This window comes from Flavobacterium sp. FlaQc-48 (genome assembly GCF_044007335.1).
Taxonomy (GTDB): Bacteria; Bacteroidota; Bacteroidia; order Flavobacteriales; family Flavobacteriaceae; genus Flavobacterium.
In genome coordinates, this window is the sequence record NZ_JBIPCR010000001.1 from 198,888 (window position 1) to 217,366 (window position 18,479).

Here is an 18,479-nt window from a genome sequence, read left to right on the forward strand (position 1 = left end):
GATAACAGAATTATACATAACAGTTTGATTTCTATTGAATTATTGATTTTGCTGGGCTCGCACTAATAATCAGATAATTATTATTAAAAATCAATATAAAATAATATAACAAAAAGTGTTAAATTTGTTAAATTATTATTTTATAGGTATTTTAAGATTAAAATTTTTATAAATTTGATGGCAAATATTGTTAATATTTTGTACAGACCCCTAATTTATCAGCTTATTTTTACAAACCAAAGAAAAACCTATTATGAAAAAAATCAAATCAATTTTAGCCTTGTCATTTATGGCGCTAGCGGTGTTGTCCTGTAATAAAGAAGACGAGACAACTCAATCAGATCAAGGATCTCTTAAAGTAACACAAGATGTGTTAAATAAAATTAGTGCACTTTCACTAAATAATACAGATGTACAGGTAATTCAAAATACGAAGTTAGACGGTACCACTGAGGATGCCTTCCTGATAGAAGGAGATATTATCGTGACACAAGATCAATTAGACAAAATGGATCTTCATGGAGGTATAACTACAGAACAATACCGCACGACTAATTTAGTATCTGCCCCAAAAACGATTAAGGTTGTGGGATTATCAGGGACTGGCACGACAGCACTAAGTACCAATATGCGTGCCGGGCTTCAAGCAGCAATAAACAGATACAATAATTTAGGATTGTCTGTTAACTTTACGCTAACTTTTAGTTCAAGTACTTCCGGTGCAGACATTGTGGTCCGGAGACAAACCGGATCTGCCGGTGGTGTAGCAGGTTTCCCTTCGGGAGGGGCGCCTTATAATTCAGTTACCTTATATTCCGGATTAGATACTTATACAACAGGTGTAAATGCACACGTAGCTGCACACGAAATAGGCCACTGTATTGGTTTACGCCATACAGACTGGTTTAGTCGTCAAAGTTGCGGACAAAATTCAAGCGAAGGAACAGCTGGTGTTGGAGCAATTCAGATCCCGGGAACACCTTCAGGATATGATGCAACTTCTTACATGAGGGCATGTTTCAGTTCAAGTGAGACAGGAGCTTTTAATGCTAACGATGTTACAGCTCTGAATTATTTATATTAAAAATTAGAAGCTGAATGAATTAGAGTTCTCTTTGCAAAATAGCAGAGGCTGTTTCATCATTTGAAACAGCCTCTTTTTTATTGGATATCCGGCCCGGAAATTAATTAAGAATACCGGAATTAGTTTTTCATTAGAAAAGTTCCCGGTTCTTCCTCATTTTTATCATATTCTCCTTCGATATTGTTATCCGGTTCCAATTCTTCCCAGTCATTTTCGTCATACTCTGAACTAAAATCATCCTCAAGGTCTTCTTCGAGCTCTCCAAGCTCTAAGTTGTAATGATTACTGGCTGTCAATTCAGCTTCAAAAGCGCCGTCCAGATAATCATCGTAATTTAATAACAGCTGCTCTTCATAATATGTCATATCATCTGCAGGCTCTTCAGACGAATAAAAGTAATTTTCGGATTTCATATCATTATTTTTAAAATTAATAGTTTACTAACTACCTAAATCTTCTATTAGGCATTTTTAAAATTACAGTTTCTACAGCAGGAGATTTTATAGAATTTTCTCCATGGATTATTAAATTTTCATAGGACACGTAAAAGGCAATATGCAGTTAATTCGAATCTTAAAATAAATTTGTACAGGGAAACATACCTATCATAACAACTGAAGATGCTGCCCGGCTTTTATACCTCAAAAAGTTGATCAGGTATTTTGGTTATGGGTCGGGGCGAGAATTAGAGAGGATTTTGAAGTTATCTCCAAACTGGATTTCTGCAATGAAAGGAGGGAAGCCGGTAAGATGCTTGTACAGCATACCCTATTCTATTATATCCAGTAAGTTCATTTCACTGGGTTATCGGAAAAATCAATTTTCAAAAATACGAATTAGGTTATGATGAAAGAGTAAGGCCTAACTGACTATTTTTTCCGGCGCTATAGCTTCAATTGAAAAGTTTTTGGTCTTTTAAGTAAATTTCACGCTTTACAGAGAATAAAACAGCAACAATACCGTTTTTTAAACAAAACGATATTTATGGGCTTATTTGATTTTATGATAGTGGAAATAGCGATGGATTTAGGAACAGCTAACACTTTGATAATATATGACGGAAAAATTGTAGTAGACAGCCCTTCAATTGTAGCAAGGGATATTAGAAATGGAAAAATTATAGCTGTAGGCAAAGAAGCCAGTTTAATGCAGGGTAAAACACATGAGAACATTAAAACAATACGCCCGCTTAAAGATGGCGTTATTGCAGATTTTGATGCTTCAGAGAAAATGATCAGCTGGTTTATAAAAAACATTCCTGAAATAAAGAAAAACCTTTTCACTCCGGCACTGCGAATGGTGGTGTGCATTCCAAGCGGTATTACAGAAGTTGAAATGCGGGCCGTAAAGGAGTCCTGTGAGAGGGTGAACGGAAAAGAAGTTTTTTTAATTCATGAACCAATGGCTGCCGCTATCGGAATGGGTTTAGATGTAATGCAGCCCAAAGGAAATATCATCGTTGATATTGGCGGTGGTACCACAGAAATTGCTGTAATTGCACTGGGAGGGATTATCTGTGATAAATCTATAAAAATAGCAGGAGATGTTTTTACCGGAGATATCCTGTATTATATGAGAACACACCATAACCTGTATATTGGAGAGGCTACGGCAGAGCAGATCAAAATAGAGGTAGGCGCCGCTATAGAAGTACTGGAGGATGCTCCCCATGATATGATGGTTCGCGGAAGGGATTTGCTTACCGGGAAACCCAAAGAGATCAGGATTACATCCAGGGAAATTGCAAGGGCTATAGATAAGTCTGTCCTAAGAATTGAGGATGCTATTATGGTAACGCTTTCACTCACACCGCCTGAACTGGCCGCAGATATTTACAACACCGGATTATATCTCGCGGGAGGAGGGGCAATGCTTCGTGGTCTTGATAAAAGAATTTCGCAAAAGACAGATTTACCGGTCTATATTGCAGAAGATCCTTTAAGAGCCGTGGTTAGAGGTACTGGTATTGTATTAAAAGATATAGCTAAATATAAAAGTTTGTTGCTAAAATAGCGTATAAAAAGGACAGAAGGGAGTTGCCTGAAATGATGTTAATTTTGGAAGCCTGTTTTTGCAGCATCATTGTTCAAAATTTTAGAGACTCCTGAACCCTTTTTTGATGCTTAATCTTAGTTAGGCGTATCACCTTCATTTTTATACTAATTAAAGATTTTAATTGTTCCTAAGCATTTTAAAAACATACTCTTTATAACTTGCTCCAATTGGGATTTCTATTGTACCTATTTCTACATCATAAGCTGTAAAGGCAGTAATATTTTTTAAATTGATAATAAACGACCTATGTATTCTCAGGAAGCTTTTATCCTGCAGTTCTATTTCGATATCACTAATTTTATATTTGGCATTGAGTTTTATTCCGTCTTTCTGGTGTACGATAATATAATCTTTTACACTTTCGATATATAGAATAGAATCGATATTAATTTTATTAAATTTTGATGCATTTTTGATGTAGATAAAGTCTTCCTGTGACGGAGCAATGATCTTATTGTTTACAGGACCGGATATTCTTAAGTAGCGATCGGTAGCCTTAAAAAAACGATCGAAAGTAATGGGTTTTAAAAGATAATCTACAATATCAAGCTCATAACTTTCCAGGGCATATTCGCGGTATGCCGTAGTAAAAATTACAGAAGGAGGATTTCTCAGCGTCTTTAAGAAATCAATTCCGGTAATTTGCGGCATTTTAATGTCTAAAAACATTAAGTCAACAGCAGTTGTTCTTAAAACCTCTGCCGCCTTTAGCGCATTTGGACAGGTACCAACCACTTCTAAATAATCTAATTTACTAATGTGATTTTGCAGCAAACTGATTGCCAAAGGCTCGTCATCGACTAATAAACACTTTATTTTCATTTATTTAAGCTAGGTTATGTTGGGATGCAAGATTTATCTTTAATTGTGCCGTAAAATCTTCATCGGTTTTAATGACATTAAAAGTATAGTTTTCAGGATAAATTTTATCAAGCTGCCGGATAATATTATTCAGGCCAATTTTTCCGGTTTCTGCCTCAAACTCAATTTTATTAATGGTATTTCTAATTGTAAATTCAAAGTTATCATTTACTAATCTTAAATCAATTTCAATTTTTGGCGAAGTCCCGACATCTTCTCCTGCTCCGTGTTTAAACGCATTTTCGACTAAAGAAAGTAAAATTAATGGGGCAATTAATCCGTTTTTATCAATTTCATGATTAAAAACCACACTCAAACGTTCGTCGTAACGTAATTTTTCCAGAGAAATATAATTTTCAATCAATGTAATTTCCTGCGAAACCGGAACATAAGTACTGTTGCACCTATATAAAATACAATCCAATATCTCGGATAAAACAGCAATTGATTTTGAGGTAATAGGAGAATTAACAATTGAAAGAGAATATATATTATTAAGTGTATTAAATAAAAAATGAGGATTTAATTGTGCTTTTAAGATTTTTAATTCAGTTTCCGCTTTTTGCTTTTCGAGGAGTAAAGATCTCTTCTGAGTGATATACTGGTCTTTCATTAATTTTATAAAAATAAAAAATATAGATAAAGACAGGATGTGCAAAAAATAGGCGGCAAACAAAGTGGGGATATCAGTCAGGATTTCGGTAATAGGTTCCTGATCAAAAGGCGGTTTACGTATAATGGGCTCTACCCCATAAACCATTACTGTTCTGGCAATAACTGAAATAAAATAGCTTCCTAAGATAAGTTCACCCCATACCCAATTGTATTTTTGTACTGTCATTAAGCGGGGTAAAATCCTGTAGGATAAAAAATAAGCCCCAACAATAGAAAACAATTCATAATATAAGGTGTACAATAGATCAACACTTAATTCTTCCGGATTAGAGGAGGTATTTGTACTAAAAAACAGGATAAAAATAAACACCCAAAAAATAATATGAGTGGTAATTCTATGGGCTGTACTGAAGTTTATAATTTTTTCGAATGGTGTCATGAATCAAAGTTACTATTTATTTGCAAAAACAAAATGGCAGTCGATGAACATATAAAAAAAAGGTACCAACAGATCAAAAATGCCTATAAACACCACTTGTAGTTCTATTGTAGCTGTTTAGGGTCAATACTGGCCCTTATATCATGTGCGTGAATTTTGATTGCAATAAAAAAGGAGTTTTGCTTCAAATTAAACTCAATCAAAATGAAACAGTTCACATTATTAATCGCATTATTTCTGGCATTTGGATCTTTTGCCCAATCGACAGAATTTACTATCAGAGGAAAAGTTACCGATTCTAAAACAAACCAGCCGCTGCCGTACGTAACCGTTATTTTGTTATCGACTTCCCAAAAAGCAAAAGAAGTTTCTTCTGATGACAATGGAAATTACATCCTGAAAGGCGTTTCAGGAGATTATCAGTTACAGGTTGAATTCATGTCTTATAAGACCTGTATAACTGATAGTTTTCAACTCAATCAGGATTTGGTACAGAATATCTCCCTTAAGGAAGATATCAATCAATTAAAAGAAGTAAATGTTATAGCACCAAAATCGGAGGTCGAACTAAAACTGGATAAAAAAGTATTTAATGTTGGAAAAGATATTTTGTCCCGCGGAGGTTCAGCCAACGATATTTTGAATAATGTCCCTTCTGTAAATGTCGATCTTGCCGGTGTTGTAAGCCTGAGAGGAAATAGCGGCGTTACGGTTTTAATCGACGGAAAACCTTCCATCTTAGCGGCAAATAATGGATTGTCACAAATTTCGGCTGCCAATATTGAAAAAATTGAAGTAATCACTAATCCATCCGCGGCTTATGAAGCGCAAGGCGGTGGCGGAATCATCAATATTATTTTGAAAAAGAACAGCATGAAGGGCTTTAATGGTTCTCTTCAGGCGGGAATTGGAAACCCTGCCAATTATAATGTGAATGCCAATGTGAGTTATAAAACACAAAAAATAAATCTGTTTTCGAATTTGGGATATCGTGAGATAAATATCTACGGTTACAATAAGCAATTTCAAAGAAATATCAATAATGGTGTTACCACTATTCTGAATCAATATAATGATACTAAAATAAACAATAATACAGGGAGTATTTATATTGGAGGAGATTATTACCTAAACGATAAAAATACACTGACCGGAAGTTATTATCGCTCCAAAAATATGGGTAAAGAAAATACAACATACAACTATAACTATTTGAATGCGAATAATGTAAAAGATAGTGTTATTTCAAGATCCGAAAAATATGCAGAACCTCAGATTTACAATGTTTTAGAATTAAATTATGCGAAAACATTTGATAAAAAAGATAAAAAATGGACTTCAAGCCTGCAGTATGTTTTTTGGAATGATAATGAAAATCAATATATTAACCAACAAAGAACGTATCCTGATCCATCCCCCGTTTCTAATTTGTATACCAATGATATTGAGAGCAGCAATGATATTTTTATAAAATCAGATTTTGTTAATCCCATTACTGAAAATTCTAAAATAGAAATAGGAATCAGAAGTGATTTAAGAGCAATAAGAAGTGATTATTATACTATTTTGGATGACATTCTGCAAAATCAATTCACTAATAAATTGAAATATGATGAAAACCTGTACAGTGCTTATTTTCAGTTTGGAAGCAAAATAAAAAAGTTTAATTATTTGGTGGGTATCCGATCTGAATTGTCAGACATACAAATCTCGGATCGAAAAAACACTTTCAATAACTCCAAAAATTATATCAATTTATTTCCGACTGTGCATTTGGTTTACAATTTAACACCAAAAACAGATTTGCAATTAAGCTACAGTAAACGAATTAACCGACCAAGATTTTGGCAGTTGAATCCGTTTTCGGGACTTTCAGATTTGAGAAATCTAACTGTTGGAAATCCGGATCTTAACCCCATGTTTACAGATTCATTTGAGTTTACCGTTCTCGCAAAACCAGGCGGTTTCAGTATCAATCCGTCTGTTTATTACAAACACACCACTAATTTTTTCGAATATATAGTAGAACGTACCGATGCCAATAATTTTATTAATACTCCGGTAAATCTGGGTACTGAAAATCGTTATGGTGCTGAAGTATCTACAACCTATAATCCAACAAAATGGCTGCGTTTATCTTTAGATTTTAATTATTACAGGTTCAGACAGGAAGGAAATTATAAAAATGTAAGTTACAATGCCGAAGACCAGACCTGGCTGTCAAGTTTTCGTTCAGTATTAAAATTTCCTAAAATTATTTCAGCCGATTTTAGTTTCAGATACCGGGGAAAAAACCAGGGCGTTCAAACACTTACAGAAGCACAGTATATAGCAAATATCGGATTAAGCAAAGATTTTCTTGAAGACAACATGTCTGTAACTTTAAATGTCAATAATCTTTTGGATTCTCAAATAAGAAAAAGAGAAACCACAACAGCATCTTATTATTTACAATCTGAAAATAAATCTCAGGGACGTTACGTAAACCTTACCGTTATATATCGTTTTAACCGTGCAAAATCAGAGAAAGACCGATTACCTGAAAATATGTAATCTAAAAATTGAAAGCAATCTAAAAAATATAAAAAAGCACATAATCATGAAAATAGCTTACTCAAAATCTTTGGCAATAACTTTCTTATTGAGTATAACAGGTTTCACCGGGAATTCTCAAAACCTGAAAAAAACGGATTCTGGTTTTGCTTTGAATGAAAATGAATTAAATGATTATGGCTATACATTATTGAAAGACGAGAAACAAACCGAAGCTTTAAAAATTTTTAAACTCAATGTAGACCTTAATCCGAAAAGTGCCAACGCCAATGATAGTTATGCAGAAACACTCGCTGGCCTTGGAAATAGAAAAGAAGCAATCAAATATTATCAGTACGCTTTTGAACTGAATCCAACGAATATGAATGCGCAGGAACAAATAAATAAACTAAAAAAGCTATAAAAATATTTTAGGGTTCAATGGTTTAGCCAGCAATAAGTGTTTTAAAGCAGTAAAATCCTGCACTTTCGGTAAAAGCTTTATGTAGGATGTATAAAATGGGCAAATAATTGATTATTGATAGTTGCACCACTTAAAAACCATCTCAGATTTATATAGAGACTGTTGAGTATGCTTCGGTAAATGCCGGAGCTACTTTCTACAGGTACTATTTTTTGGTTAAATTGGATCATCTATTTCATCAATTCTTTATGCTTTTCTCCCCACTTACTTAATTGTAACCAGATCGGCACTAGTTCTTCTGCGATTTCTGTTAGTTCATAATCCACCCTTGGGGGAACTTCTGCATATACCGTACGTTTTACCAGTCCGTCTTTTTCTAATTCCCTTAATTGTAAAGTCAGCATGCGTTCAGTGACATTGGGAATCAATTTTTTTATTTCGCCAAATCGTAGCTTTCCTTCTTCAAGTTTACAGAGAATTAATAATTTCCATCTTCCGCCAATCTTACAAACGGCATAGGTTAAATTACAACCTTCAGTTATACACTTTTCGTTCAGCGTATTAGTCGAATTTTCTTTTCTTTTTGTCATTACTTACATTTTTGTTAGTACCATACAACAGGGCGTGTTACATACAAAAATAAAGTTTTGAAAATAACTTTGCATGATAATTTTAAAATAAAACAGATTATATGAATTTATCAAAACAAGTTAGATCGGCACTCGATTACATTAAGGCAATTGATGTGTCAGAGGTTAAAGAGCCTTTAGAAGCAGCAAGAGCTTTTTATGAAGAATTTATTCCAATGGCAGGAGAGGAAGAAGCTGTTTTTAAAATAGAGAATCATCAGATTCCGTCTTTGGATCAGGATATAGCTATTCGAATTTACCGCCCTTTGGCCACGGTTAAATTACCAGTTGTGGTTTATTTTCATGGAGGCTGGTTTAATGCAGGCAGTATTGATTCTCACGACCGGCCTTTAAGAAAGCTGGCTAATTTATCTGGAGCGATTATTTTATCTGTTGGGTATCGATTGGCACCGGAACATCCTTTTCCTGCTGGTTTAAATGATGGTTTTGCTGCATTGCGCTATGTTTTTGACCATGCAGAATCATTAGGAGTTGATCCGGACCGTTTAGCTTTGGCAGGAGATAGTGCAGGAGGGGCCCTGGCAGCAACTATCACCAGACTTTCGGTAAAAAACAATCTGCATAAGGTGCTTTGCCAGGCTTTGATTTATCCTGTTACAGACGCTTCACTTACTACAGCCTCCTGGCAAGAATTTAAAGAAGGACCTGTTCTGAACTATGAAGGTGCTGTTGATGCTTGGAATTTATATTTGCCTGATGGTGAAAATCGAAAAAATCCAGATGCCTCACCGCTGCATGCAGATGATTTTACAGGGATTCCTTCTACTTTTATTATTCATGCAGAGTATGACCCTTTAAAAGATGAAGCAATTCTGTATGCTGAAAAATTAAAAAGCTCAGACGTAGAGGTAAAGCAATCTTTGTATAAAGGAATGATACATGGTTTTTTTCAGATGGGCGGAATCATAGAGGATGGTAATAAGGCGATTGAAGAAACCGCAAATTTTCTAATTCAAAAATTTAATCATTAAACATGAAGAAATTTGCTTACATAGGTTGCCTTGGGTTTATAGGTGTCATCACCACCGAGTTTGGAATAATTGGAATTTTGCCTCAGGTAGCAGAATATTATCATATAAGTATCGACAAGGCAGGAATTCTATTAAGTGCTTTTGCACTTGTAATCGCATTCACAGGCCCTTTTATGACGCTTATAACTTCAGGATTTAATCGTAAAAAAGTAATGCTGGCCGCTATTTTAATTTTTCTGTTAGCGGGAGTAATATCATCTTTTGGACCTCCTTTCTGGGTGCTGCTAATAGTAAGGATAATGCCCGCTTTTTTGCAACCGGTTTATATTGCCACAGCTTTATCAGTTGCGGTATCTCAGGGGGATAAAAAAAATGAAAATGAACTGATGAGCATTGTTTTTAGCGGTGTTGCTATTGCTATGGTAACTACAGTTCCTTTTGCCACCTATCTGGCCAGTTTATTTACATGGGAATATTCTTTTGTTGTTCAGGCTGTTGTCAGCGGAGTATCTTTAATCATTATTTATTTTATGCTGCCTTCTATGCCGGTAACAGAAAGAAAATCATATAAAGGACAGCTGAAAATTTTAACTCAGCCTACTTTCATTGTGAGTACTGCTATGAATTTTTTTATGATTTCCGGATGGTTTTCAACCTACAGTTATTTTGCTGATTATTTGAACAAAGCAAAAGATATGGATAAGGTTATGGTGAGTTATATGTTCTTCTTATTTGGTTTCATAGGTGTTGTGGCCAATTGGCTGGCGGGAAAAATGCTCAATAAAAGTGTTACCAAAACGACAGCTTTTTTTCTTTCGGGAACACTCATTATTCCTGTATTGCTGCATTTTTCAGGAGGAAATACAGTAACCACTATTATTGTCGTTGCCATTTGGGGCTTTTTTTATTCGCCAAGTTTCCTCAATGCATCGACTTACATGATTTCTTCAGTTCCAAAATCATTAGAATTTGCCAATAGTCTGGCGACATCTTTTGGAAACTTAGGAGTGACTTTAGGCACCACTATGGGGGGATGGATAATTGTAACAAAAGGTATTGCCTACACGCCATGGTTAACAATATCATTTGGTGTTTTGGCTTTTGCCATGATAGCATTAAGAATGTATCTGGAAAAACCAGCTAAATAGTAGAAAAAATGCCCTGTTGCATCTAAAAAAATGATAAAATAAAAGCCGTTGAATACATTCAACGGCTTTATTAGTGTTTATTTAAAAAATTACGCAGGACGTAAAGAAGTTGGCATATTTTTCAAGTAAAATTATTGGGCATCCCAAGCTGCACTAGCATAATAAATAGAGCTTGTTACCGGAGCTGTCCAGTAATTTTGACTACCGCCACGGAAGGTGTGAAGACTTACTGCATTCACATTTCGTTTAGAATCGTTAGTTACCCAACGAATTGCCTGATTCAATATCTCTGTACCATTTACATAATATTTGACATATCCGTCAGTATTTGATCCCGTATTTAACTTAACAGATATTTGACAGTTATAGGTCACTCCTTCTTGTATGTAGTACTTTTTTCCAAAATCATTACCAAATTGTCCGGGCTGATCCTTATAATAGACATAAGGCTGAAGATAAGCACCGCTTCCTTTGGCAGTGTTTGATCCATTCGGGCAATACCACATAAATCGGGCACTACCGCCATTGCCATCCCATCCTGGATCGCCACCGGTGTTCTGATCACCAATTAGTATACCATATCCGCATTTACCACCTCTGCTCCAATAAAATCCTGAATTAAATTTCATCGTAAACCAAACAGTATAAACGCCCGCTGACCAAACGCCATACGATGTACACAAACCACCGGGACATGATAGCGTATTTGTCTGCAATGTGATCGTTCGGGCTCCGGCACCACCACCTGCTAATGCGGCATTCGTCGAGATGGCTTCTTTGTTAGTGCTTTGCGTCACGTCTTTGCTATCGATTTGCATGTCCTTGCTAGTGCTTTGCGGCTCATTTAGATCTTGTTCCTTTTCACAGGAATTAAACACTACTGCTAAAATAAATAGCAAACTTGTTAATTTTAAGAATTTTTTCATTTGTAAAACTTTAAGGTTAGTAAATAATTAATGGTTAGTAAATAAGAGATAGTGATGACATCATTTGATACCGAAAAAGAAGACTTTTCAAATGCTCAAAATAAGTATCAATGACTGCGCAACTCAAAAACAACGTTTTATAATTGACACAGCAAAGTTGATTAATAACAATTTAAAAGGGGAGTAAAAAAGTACGATTTTGGATACATAAAAATCCTGCTTTTGAATTTTATGCCTGTTTTTTAGATTTTAAAAACAGTATTACTAAAAAAACCGAAATAAATTATAATATCAATATTCATATTTATAATATGAATATTTAGAGATTACTAAAATACAATTATAAAGAGTTGACTTATTTAGAAGCCTAGATTATGACGGCTAAGATTAAAATATAACTCTTTCCGTAACAAAAAAAATACTGGTTAGAACCTTCTAATAGAATAAGATAAAAATGTTAAACACATAGTTTGGCATTTTTTGTATAGCAAATAACCATGAAATCAGGTATTGTTCATTGTGTCTGCCGTTAGTAAGTTTGTTAGTAATCAAAAAAAACATAATGAAAAAAAATAATACTAATAATCTTTTATTGAAAAAGTCAGTTTTTTTTAAAAGCAAAACAGCAAGTTTAATCAGGCACCTTTTTTATGTATCCATTTTTACGATACTATTTTCTGCCTGTTCAAGTGATGATGGCGCATCAGACCCAAAGTCATCCGATTATTATTTCAGAGCAAGTCTGGATGGTCGGAAAGTAGATTTTTACGTAGTAAACTTTCAGGGTGGCGGCAACGATAATCGTTTTGAACAGATAGTAATAGGAGGATATGAGGCACCTTTACCTGCTAAAATTGGGGAACTGGCCCCGCCATCATTAGATTTTGAGATATGGAAATTGGGAGGTAATATTACAGCGGGCACTTATTCAACACCTGTTGATCAGGAGATGGTTGCACGATATGCTATTCAAACGCCAAACGGAACTATAATTTACAGTACAAGAACGGCAGATGATATTTTTACGGTAAAAATTGAATCTATAAGTAAAAACGGCATTAAAGGCACATTTTCCGGAAAAGTCAGAAACATGGATTCAGGTGCAGCAATAGATATTACAGAAGGTACTTTTAATCTTCCTTATTTAGATGTAATTAATCCCTGATTAAAAGGTAATTTATTATAATCACAAGAAGTAAGCTTGAGATTTCCCTGAAAAGACTGACTGATTATTAATAATACAAATTAGTTAAATCGGAACAGACTGAGTTCTGTTCCGATTTATTTTTTTCCATCTTTTAACTTTGATACGGTAATTAAAACAGAGTAAGTCCAAAGCTCCATCCAACCCATCCGCTGATCCCCTTGCCAGTATCTTTTATGACATTATAACGCTTTGTTCGATCCTGAACAAAAGTAGGGGTATTGGTGTCAGGGATATTCTTATCTCTTCTTTCAGACGAATAGATATTAAAAGTAGGCCCGGCAGATAGTGCAACACCTTTGAATAAACGGAAGGTAAAAGAAGAATCAAATTTATATAACAAATTGTAGTAGTCCCAGTTTCCTAAGTAAAGATATTGGGCGCTGATTTCCGGATTATAGGCAATACGCTTTCCTAATAGGATATTCTTTCCTAATCCAATTCCAAAAGAAGTTAGTTTTTCTTCTTCACTTCGTTCGCTTCTTCCCGCCATCAAAATAGTGTAGAGTTTATTATCTCCTGTTTTTATGGAAAAATTAATATCTGAAATTTCATTACTTGTGATACTGAATTTCTTATAACCATTCTTTTTAAAGTTCAATAAACCAAAACTATAGCCTGATGGTGAATCTGTAATGTTTACCAATCCAAACTGAATTCCATTCAATTCTTTGGCATAATTAAAAAGTCCGGTGATTTGGGCACCGCGAACCGTATCCTTTCCGATATTATAACCTGCAGAAATTTGTAATCCATTTTGAGAACCACTCACGGTATTTTGAATACCGGCAATTTGAAGCCCTTTAGAATCTTTTTTTACATTATTGTAAATCCCGGTCATTTGCAAGCCAATCTGTGAGCCTTTTACACTATTGTGAATGCAGCTCATTTGCAGGCCTTTGAGGTCGCCAAATACGTTATTATAGATTCCGGCCAATTGAACTCCTTTGACAGATCCGCCCACGGTATTGAATATACCAGCCATTTGTAATGCGTATACATTCATTCGGTTGATGTTGTACAGTCCGGCCATTTCGACTCCCTGAACACCACCAGTATATCCTCCCAATACGTTTAAAGAGAAACTACTGTTAATTTGAGAATTCATCATGCCCCGTGTGCTGATACTGGGAATTAAAGAAGCCTGAACGGGAGCTTTTGCAATAAGTCCGCCAAGGTTGAGAGATTGTATTTTTTGTCTGGAAGAAATAAAGAAACGTCCAATTCCCGTGCGCTCTACTTCAGATAAATCCCCTGTGAAATAATCCGATGCTCTTTTTTCTGAATTCTTCTGAATTGTAATTTCAGAGAGCAACATCAAAGTGACGCTTTTGTAATTTTCTTTTGTAACAGTGAGCTCGATGGGTTGTTGTATGTTTTTCAGCCGCAGTTCAAAAAAACCATCTTTATTCGTTAAGGTTGATTGTAGCGCATTCTTTTCGTATACACTGACATTCTCAATTCGTTTGTTGGTTTGAACATCGAGAATATATCCGCTTACTGTATGATAGTCACCAGCCACACTGTTCTTTTCCAGTTCGAGAGTGAGCTCCCAGGGGGCGTATCTGAGGATAATAAAACCAGGTGATTCTTTATATTCATACCGATTGTTTAGTAACTGATCTAACACTTCTTTCACGGTAGATTGATCAGCATGAATACTAACAATACTATCTTTTGGAACTAGTTTGCTATAATAAGCAAATCTAAAATTTCCCTTTTGCTCCATTAAGCCTAAGATAGCACCTAATGGTTTTTTATCCCCATAGACAGAGATTTCGTTGCCTAACAGAGATTGGGCACAGGCATTAAAAAAAGTACCTGAAATAAACATAAATAAAATCCAGACAAAAGTAAACCTTGAATTGATTAGCATATAAAAAAAGGAATTACTTTAATAAAATTTGGTTGTTCCTGCGTTCGATTTTAATCAAAAATGTTTCCTGGATTACTTCTAAAATCTGATCCAAAGACTGATCCTTAAATATTGTTGTTATGGGTTTTTCCTGCAATTCAGCATTTTTAATAATGATATGGGTATTATATATTTCGTTAAGCGCGTCCACTAATTCCTGCAGTGGTGTCTGGTCGCAAATGAGTTCCTTGTTGCGGTAATAATTGTACAATTTGCCTTTGCTGATACTTTTTAACAATTGTGACTGCAGATCGGCGATGATTACTTTTTCGCCATGTCGCAATTCTACCTGATCCTGGTTTTTACGTACTTTTACAATTCCCGTTTCGACATCTACGGTCGTCTTTCCATTTTTGTTTTTCACATTAAACGAAGTTCCTACCACTTGTACCGTAACCTCATTAATTGTAATGATAAAAGGTTTCGTTTTATCCGGGGAAACATTAAAAAAAGCCTCGCCTTTTAAGGTAACCGGCCGGGTATTGCCCCTAAACTTATGGGTATAAGACAAGGATGAATTTTTATTTAAAGTCACTGTGGTACCATCGGGTAAAGTATCATTTAAAGTAGTGTTTGCTGCCTGTATCTCTACTAAAGTATTAGCTGATTTATTATCGAAATAAGAATAACCAAACCATCCCAGAGTGATCAGTAACAAGATAGAAGCAGCAATGCGTACCCAATGGAAAGAAGATTTTTTCAGGGTATGCACGGGAACATCTTTTTCATGAATGCGGTTTTGTAATCGTTTCCAGGCAGCATCTTCATCGACGCAGGTATTTTGGGCCGCAATTAAAAGGCTGTCTTGCCATATTTTCTTAAAATCATGGTAGTATTTTAGGTTATTTTTATTGACATTAAGCCAATTTTCTACTGCTGCAGTTTCGTCTGCTGCAGTTTCGCCCACCAGATATTTCACCAGTAAATCATCGTTCATATTGATATTGTTTTGGCTCATGATCTTCGGATTAAATATAATAAATGTAACAGGAAAGGAAGATACTCCACTAGCTTGGATCGTAATACTCTAAGGGCTTTGCCCATTTGATTTTCAACTGTTTTAATTGATATGTTCAAATGATCGGCAATTTGCTGATATTTAAGCTGCTCGAAACGACTCATCTGAAAAATGGTGCGACACTGTTGCGGCAATTCGTTAATTGCTTTTTGAATATCATTTTCGAGTTCAGTTGCAATCATTTGGCTGGATGCATCCTGATCTGAGGGTTCCATAGGATCTGAATACTGAAGTTGAAAAGAGTTTTTTATTTTTAGGTGTTTGAGATGATTCAGACTTTCATTATGAACTGCTCTGTAGAGATAAGCCTTTAAGGAATCATCTATTTGTAGTTGATCTTTCTTTTCCCAAATCTTAAAAAATACATTTTGCACAATCTCTTCGGCAATGATATCATCTTTCATAAAAGTGTAGGCAAAAGCATGAAGGTTTTTAAAATACATTTTAAAAACCTTTTCAAAAGCAGCTTCATTTCCGTTCTTTATAAAACTGATTTGGTCTGTATGGCTATACTCCACGACTACGTTTTGACATTCAATCAAAGATAAATACTTTTTATATTTAATGTTATTTTTTTGATTAATTACAGGACTGATTTGGCTGATAATATATTCTGTTATGACTACTTAATAATTGGATAAAAGCATCCATCGATGCATCTCTTTCGAGCTCAGTGTTTAGGCCAAATTCATAGCAGTGAACAATACAGCTGTGATCCGAGAAGTAGGTAAAATATAACCCCTTATCTGTTTGCTCTGTGTCTATGATTTCGCTGTCAATGGTTGTTGTACAATTATCTTTTCGGCTAAAATATTCGAAAAGCTGTTGTTGAAATTGTCGTTGTTTTTTTTGGCTTCTTCGCATGATACAGGTAATTTAACAGGTGGATTGGTTTCTTTACTTAATTTCTTTTTAGCAATAGCATCAGGGCTGGCAAAAATATAATACATCTTTTTTCGAAAGCCCTTTGTGTTTTTTACATCTGCAATAATGTCCTGGAACTCATGGATATTAAGATATAAAGGATTGAGTTTGCTTTTAAGTGTGCTGGTAATACCGTAACGGGGTTTTTCTTCTTCGTATTGAAAGGAACCAAACAAATGGTCCCAGATCATAAAGGCTGCCCCAAAGTTTTTATCGAGATATTTTTCCTGACTTCCATGATGTACGCGATGATTTGAAGGGGTTCCAAAATATTTTTCGATAAAAGGATGCAGCTTACCAATGGCTTCTGTATGGACCCAGAACTGATACAATACGCTGATTTGATTGGCAATGAAAAATATAGCAGGATGAAAACCGGCAAAGATTAACGGAATAAAGAATATAATTTTTGCATATTGAAACCAGCTCTGTCTAAAGCTTACGGTAAGATTGTAATGATCAGCAGAATGATGAACGACGTGAGTCGCCCAGAAAAAACGGCAATAGTGTGAAATACGGTGGGTCCAATAAGAGCTAAAATCATATAGTAGGAAACATGAAATTAAGCTCCACCAACTAAACTCCATGCGATAAGGCAGTATATTGTAAATTCCAACGACAGCATAAAGCAAACCGGTTTTCATTAATAAATTGACTGTTAGATTACCCAGGCCTATTAACACGGAACCCATTGTCTCTTTTTTATCATATTCTTTTTGTTCTGTGAAGTAAAAAACTATAAATTCCAATACGGTAAAAATCAATACTGCCGGCAGGGCATAAACAATTAAATTTGGAGCACTTTTTTCGACTTCATGAATTTTTTCTATGGCAATGGGCTCTGCACCAAAAATGGTCAGCTTAGTAAATATCTTAGTGATGATTGTAAACATGGCGATTATTTTAGATTGAATTATGCGATTTGAATGTTGATCGTAAATAGGGAATGATGTAATTCTACTTTTTGGCACATGCCATTTAGGAAATGATAATCATTATAATTTCCATCGGGCAGTGCAATGCGATAGGAATGATGGTCTGTTTTTTTGATAGTCAGAAATTGCTGGAAACTATCAGAATAAACCTGATTTTCATCCACAGGTTCTTTACTGTAGAGCAGCATGAGGTTGTAAGCGATATATTGTTCTTTGATTTGCCCTTTTTTATTTTCAGCTAAAGTTTTATAATTTGAATTTATAAACTGAGTGGTTTTATTGGCTTTCTCTTTTCCGTTAACCTGACGTTTTACGTAGGAAGACATTAATTTTCCATTTTTGAAATGAGAACCTTCTTCTGTTTTTATATGAATGCCAAAAATTAATCGGGTTTCTACTTGTGAAGAAATTTTCAAAAAGACTTCATCATGATAACTCTTTTGATAAAATTGCATCTGACCAATGATGTTACCATTTTGAAGCACATTGTAGTTTACCGTTTTTTCCTGTGCCTGAGAAGCTATAAAAAAAAGAAAAAAGAATACACTAAATAATGCCTGGCCATTGATTATCCCGGAAATAAAATTCCCGGAAAGAGTAATAGTATGTTTTTTAAACAACCAAAATAGTAATGCAGCAGTGATCGTTATTTGTATCATAAGGCCCTTTGAGATTAAACGTTAATCAATTGAACTGTTGTTATAGTAGTAATACAATTGAATGACATTTTACCCCTATGCCTATTTTTGTTTTTTTTTGAAAAATGACAGACCCCTTT

Annotated in this window: 17 protein-coding genes; 7 read left to right on the top strand and 10 right to left on the bottom strand. The window is 34.9% G+C overall.

The genetic code is table 11. The features are described 5' to 3' along the window. The first annotated feature begins 253 nt into the window (after nucleotides 1–253). On the top strand, nucleotides 254–1,084 hold the full coding sequence (locus ACHRWY_RS00790; RefSeq protein WP_395351570.1) for a M57 family metalloprotease: 831 nt from the start codon (nucleotides 254–256) through the stop codon (nucleotides 1,082–1,084). Nucleotides 1,085–1,203: 119 nt separating this feature from the next. Here ACHRWY_RS00790 and ACHRWY_RS00795 read toward each other — a convergent pair whose 3' ends face one another. Next, entirely contained in the window at nucleotides 1,204–1,497 is a 294-nt protein-coding gene (locus tag ACHRWY_RS00795; RefSeq protein WP_395351572.1) for a hypothetical protein, read from the bottom strand. Between the two features lie 571 nt (nucleotides 1,498–2,068). On the opposite strand from ACHRWY_RS00795, the gene ACHRWY_RS00800 reads away from it, so the two are divergent. Further along, a complete protein-coding gene (locus tag ACHRWY_RS00800) occupies nucleotides 2,069–3,097 on the top strand; it encodes a rod shape-determining protein (protein ID WP_395351573.1) in 1,029 nt (342 codons plus the stop codon). Nucleotides 3,098–3,256: 159 nt separating this feature from the next. On the opposite strand, the gene ACHRWY_RS00805 is transcribed toward ACHRWY_RS00800, so the two are convergent. After that, on the bottom strand, nucleotides 3,257–3,961 hold the full coding sequence (locus ACHRWY_RS00805) for a LytR/AlgR family response regulator transcription factor (protein WP_395351575.1): 705 nt from the start codon (nucleotides 3,959–3,961) through the stop codon (nucleotides 3,257–3,259). A 4-nt stretch (nucleotides 3,962–3,965) separates the two neighbouring features. Further along, nucleotides 3,966–5,054 carry a sensor histidine kinase gene (locus tag ACHRWY_RS00810; protein ID WP_395351577.1) on the bottom strand — a complete coding sequence of 363 codons (1,089 nt, stop codon included), beginning with the start codon at nucleotides 5,052–5,054 and terminating at the stop codon, nucleotides 3,966–3,968. A gap of 204 nt (nucleotides 5,055–5,258) precedes the next feature. Here ACHRWY_RS00810 and ACHRWY_RS00815 point away from each other — a divergent pair, with 204 nt between their 5' ends. Further along, a complete protein-coding gene (locus ACHRWY_RS00815) occupies nucleotides 5,259–7,607 on the top strand; it encodes a TonB-dependent receptor domain-containing protein (protein WP_395351579.1) in 2,349 nt (782 codons plus the stop codon). Between the two features lie 46 nt (nucleotides 7,608–7,653). Beyond that, on the top strand, nucleotides 7,654–8,010 hold the full coding sequence (locus tag ACHRWY_RS00820; RefSeq protein WP_395351581.1) for a tetratricopeptide repeat protein: 357 nt from the start codon (nucleotides 7,654–7,656) through the stop codon (nucleotides 8,008–8,010). Nucleotides 8,011–8,240: 230 nt separating this feature from the next. On the opposite strand, the gene ACHRWY_RS00825 is transcribed toward ACHRWY_RS00820, so the two are convergent. After that, nucleotides 8,241–8,600, bottom strand: a complete 360-nt coding sequence (locus ACHRWY_RS00825) for a winged helix-turn-helix transcriptional regulator (RefSeq protein ID WP_395351583.1) — start codon at nucleotides 8,598–8,600, stop codon at nucleotides 8,241–8,243. 101 nt (nucleotides 8,601–8,701) lie between these two features. Between ACHRWY_RS00825 and ACHRWY_RS00830 the strand changes: the two genes are divergently transcribed. Both ACHRWY_RS00830 and ACHRWY_RS00835 read left to right on the top strand, forming a co-directional pair. Next, nucleotides 8,702–9,631 carry an alpha/beta hydrolase gene (locus tag ACHRWY_RS00830; RefSeq protein ID WP_395351585.1) on the top strand — a complete coding sequence of 310 codons (930 nt, stop codon included), beginning with the start codon at nucleotides 8,702–8,704 and terminating at the stop codon, nucleotides 9,629–9,631. A 2-nt stretch (nucleotides 9,632–9,633) separates the two neighbouring features. Continuing rightward, on the top strand, nucleotides 9,634–10,779 hold the full coding sequence (locus tag ACHRWY_RS00835; RefSeq protein ID WP_395351587.1) for an MFS transporter: 1,146 nt from the start codon (nucleotides 9,634–9,636) through the stop codon (nucleotides 10,777–10,779). Nucleotides 10,780–10,910: 131 nt separating this feature from the next. Here ACHRWY_RS00835 and ACHRWY_RS00840 read toward each other — a convergent pair whose 3' ends face one another. Next, nucleotides 10,911–11,705, bottom strand: coding sequence for a polysaccharide lyase (locus tag ACHRWY_RS00840; protein WP_395351589.1), 795 nt, complete (start codon nucleotides 11,703–11,705; stop codon nucleotides 10,911–10,913). 562 nt (nucleotides 11,706–12,267) lie between these two features. Here ACHRWY_RS00840 and ACHRWY_RS00845 point away from each other — a divergent pair. Then, nucleotides 12,268–12,870 carry a hypothetical protein gene (locus ACHRWY_RS00845; RefSeq protein ID WP_395351591.1) on the top strand — a complete coding sequence of 201 codons (603 nt, stop codon included), beginning with the start codon at nucleotides 12,268–12,270 and terminating at the stop codon, nucleotides 12,868–12,870. Between the two features lie 151 nt (nucleotides 12,871–13,021). Here the strand turns inward: ACHRWY_RS00845 and ACHRWY_RS00850 are convergent, their stop codons facing one another. The 5 genes from ACHRWY_RS00850 to ACHRWY_RS00870 all read right to left on the bottom strand — a co-directional run bounded on the left by ACHRWY_RS00850 (nucleotide 13,022) and on the right by ACHRWY_RS00870 (nucleotide 18,360). Further along, nucleotides 13,022–14,785, bottom strand: coding sequence for a hypothetical protein (locus ACHRWY_RS00850; protein ID WP_395351593.1), 1,764 nt, complete (start codon nucleotides 14,783–14,785; stop codon nucleotides 13,022–13,024). 13 nt (nucleotides 14,786–14,798) lie between these two features. Further along, nucleotides 14,799–15,782, bottom strand: a complete 984-nt coding sequence (locus tag ACHRWY_RS00855; protein ID WP_395351595.1) for a FecR family protein — start codon at nucleotides 15,780–15,782, stop codon at nucleotides 14,799–14,801. Then, complete coding sequence (locus tag ACHRWY_RS00860; protein WP_395351597.1) at nucleotides 15,779–16,384, bottom strand: RNA polymerase sigma-70 factor; 606 nt, start codon at nucleotides 16,382–16,384, stop codon at nucleotides 15,779–15,781. Before ACHRWY_RS00860 ends, ACHRWY_RS00855 begins: the two co-directional genes overlap by 4 nt. 219 nt (nucleotides 16,385–16,603) lie before the next feature. Next, a complete protein-coding gene (locus ACHRWY_RS00865) occupies nucleotides 16,604–17,659 on the bottom strand; it encodes a sterol desaturase family protein (protein ID WP_395351599.1) in 1,056 nt (351 codons plus the stop codon). 20 nt (nucleotides 17,660–17,679) lie between these two features. After that, on the bottom strand, nucleotides 17,680–18,360 hold the full coding sequence (locus tag ACHRWY_RS00870; protein WP_395351601.1) for a DUF6134 family protein: 681 nt from the start codon (nucleotides 18,358–18,360) through the stop codon (nucleotides 17,680–17,682). Nucleotides 18,361–18,479: the final 119 nt, after the last annotated feature.

Excerpts from the sequence above, each read along its gene's own strand:
- ACHRWY_RS00850 (WP_395351593.1), bottom strand. The coding sequence starts at position 14,785 with ATGCTAATCAATTCAAGGTTTACTTTTGTCTGGATTTTATTTATGTTT.
- ACHRWY_RS00790 (WP_395351570.1), top strand. The coding sequence starts at position 254 with ATGAAAAAAATCAAATCAATTTTAGCCTTGTCATTTATGGCGCTAGCG.
- ACHRWY_RS00815 (WP_395351579.1), top strand. The coding sequence starts at position 5,259 with ATGAAACAGTTCACATTATTAATCGCATTATTTCTGGCATTTGGATCT.
- ACHRWY_RS00855 (WP_395351595.1), bottom strand. The coding sequence starts at position 15,782 with ATGAGCCAAAACAATATCAATATGAACGATGATTTACTGGTGAAATAT.
- ACHRWY_RS00805 (WP_395351575.1), bottom strand. The coding sequence starts at position 3,961 with ATGAAAATAAAGTGTTTATTAGTCGATGACGAGCCTTTGGCAATCAGT.
- ACHRWY_RS00870 (WP_395351601.1), bottom strand. The coding sequence starts at position 18,360 with ATGATACAAATAACGATCACTGCTGCATTACTATTTTGGTTGTTTAAA.
- ACHRWY_RS00795 (WP_395351572.1), bottom strand. The coding sequence starts at position 1,497 with ATGAAATCCGAAAATTACTTTTATTCGTCTGAAGAGCCTGCAGATGAT.
- ACHRWY_RS00825 (WP_395351583.1), bottom strand. The coding sequence starts at position 8,600 with ATGACAAAAAGAAAAGAAAATTCGACTAATACGCTGAACGAAAAGTGT.
- ACHRWY_RS00845 (WP_395351591.1), top strand. The coding sequence starts at position 12,268 with ATGAAAAAAAATAATACTAATAATCTTTTATTGAAAAAGTCAGTTTTT.
- ACHRWY_RS00800 (WP_395351573.1), top strand. The coding sequence starts at position 2,069 with ATGGGCTTATTTGATTTTATGATAGTGGAAATAGCGATGGATTTAGGA.
- ACHRWY_RS00840 (WP_395351589.1), bottom strand. The coding sequence starts at position 11,705 with ATGAAAAAATTCTTAAAATTAACAAGTTTGCTATTTATTTTAGCAGTA.
- ACHRWY_RS00865 (WP_395351599.1), bottom strand. The coding sequence starts at position 17,659 with ATGTTTACAATCATCACTAAGATATTTACTAAGCTGACCATTTTTGGT.
- ACHRWY_RS00835 (WP_395351587.1), top strand. The coding sequence starts at position 9,634 with ATGAAGAAATTTGCTTACATAGGTTGCCTTGGGTTTATAGGTGTCATC.
- ACHRWY_RS00820 (WP_395351581.1), top strand. The coding sequence starts at position 7,654 with ATGAAAATAGCTTACTCAAAATCTTTGGCAATAACTTTCTTATTGAGT.
- ACHRWY_RS00810 (WP_395351577.1), bottom strand. The coding sequence starts at position 5,054 with ATGACACCATTCGAAAAAATTATAAACTTCAGTACAGCCCATAGAATT.
- ACHRWY_RS00830 (WP_395351585.1), top strand. The coding sequence starts at position 8,702 with ATGAATTTATCAAAACAAGTTAGATCGGCACTCGATTACATTAAGGCA.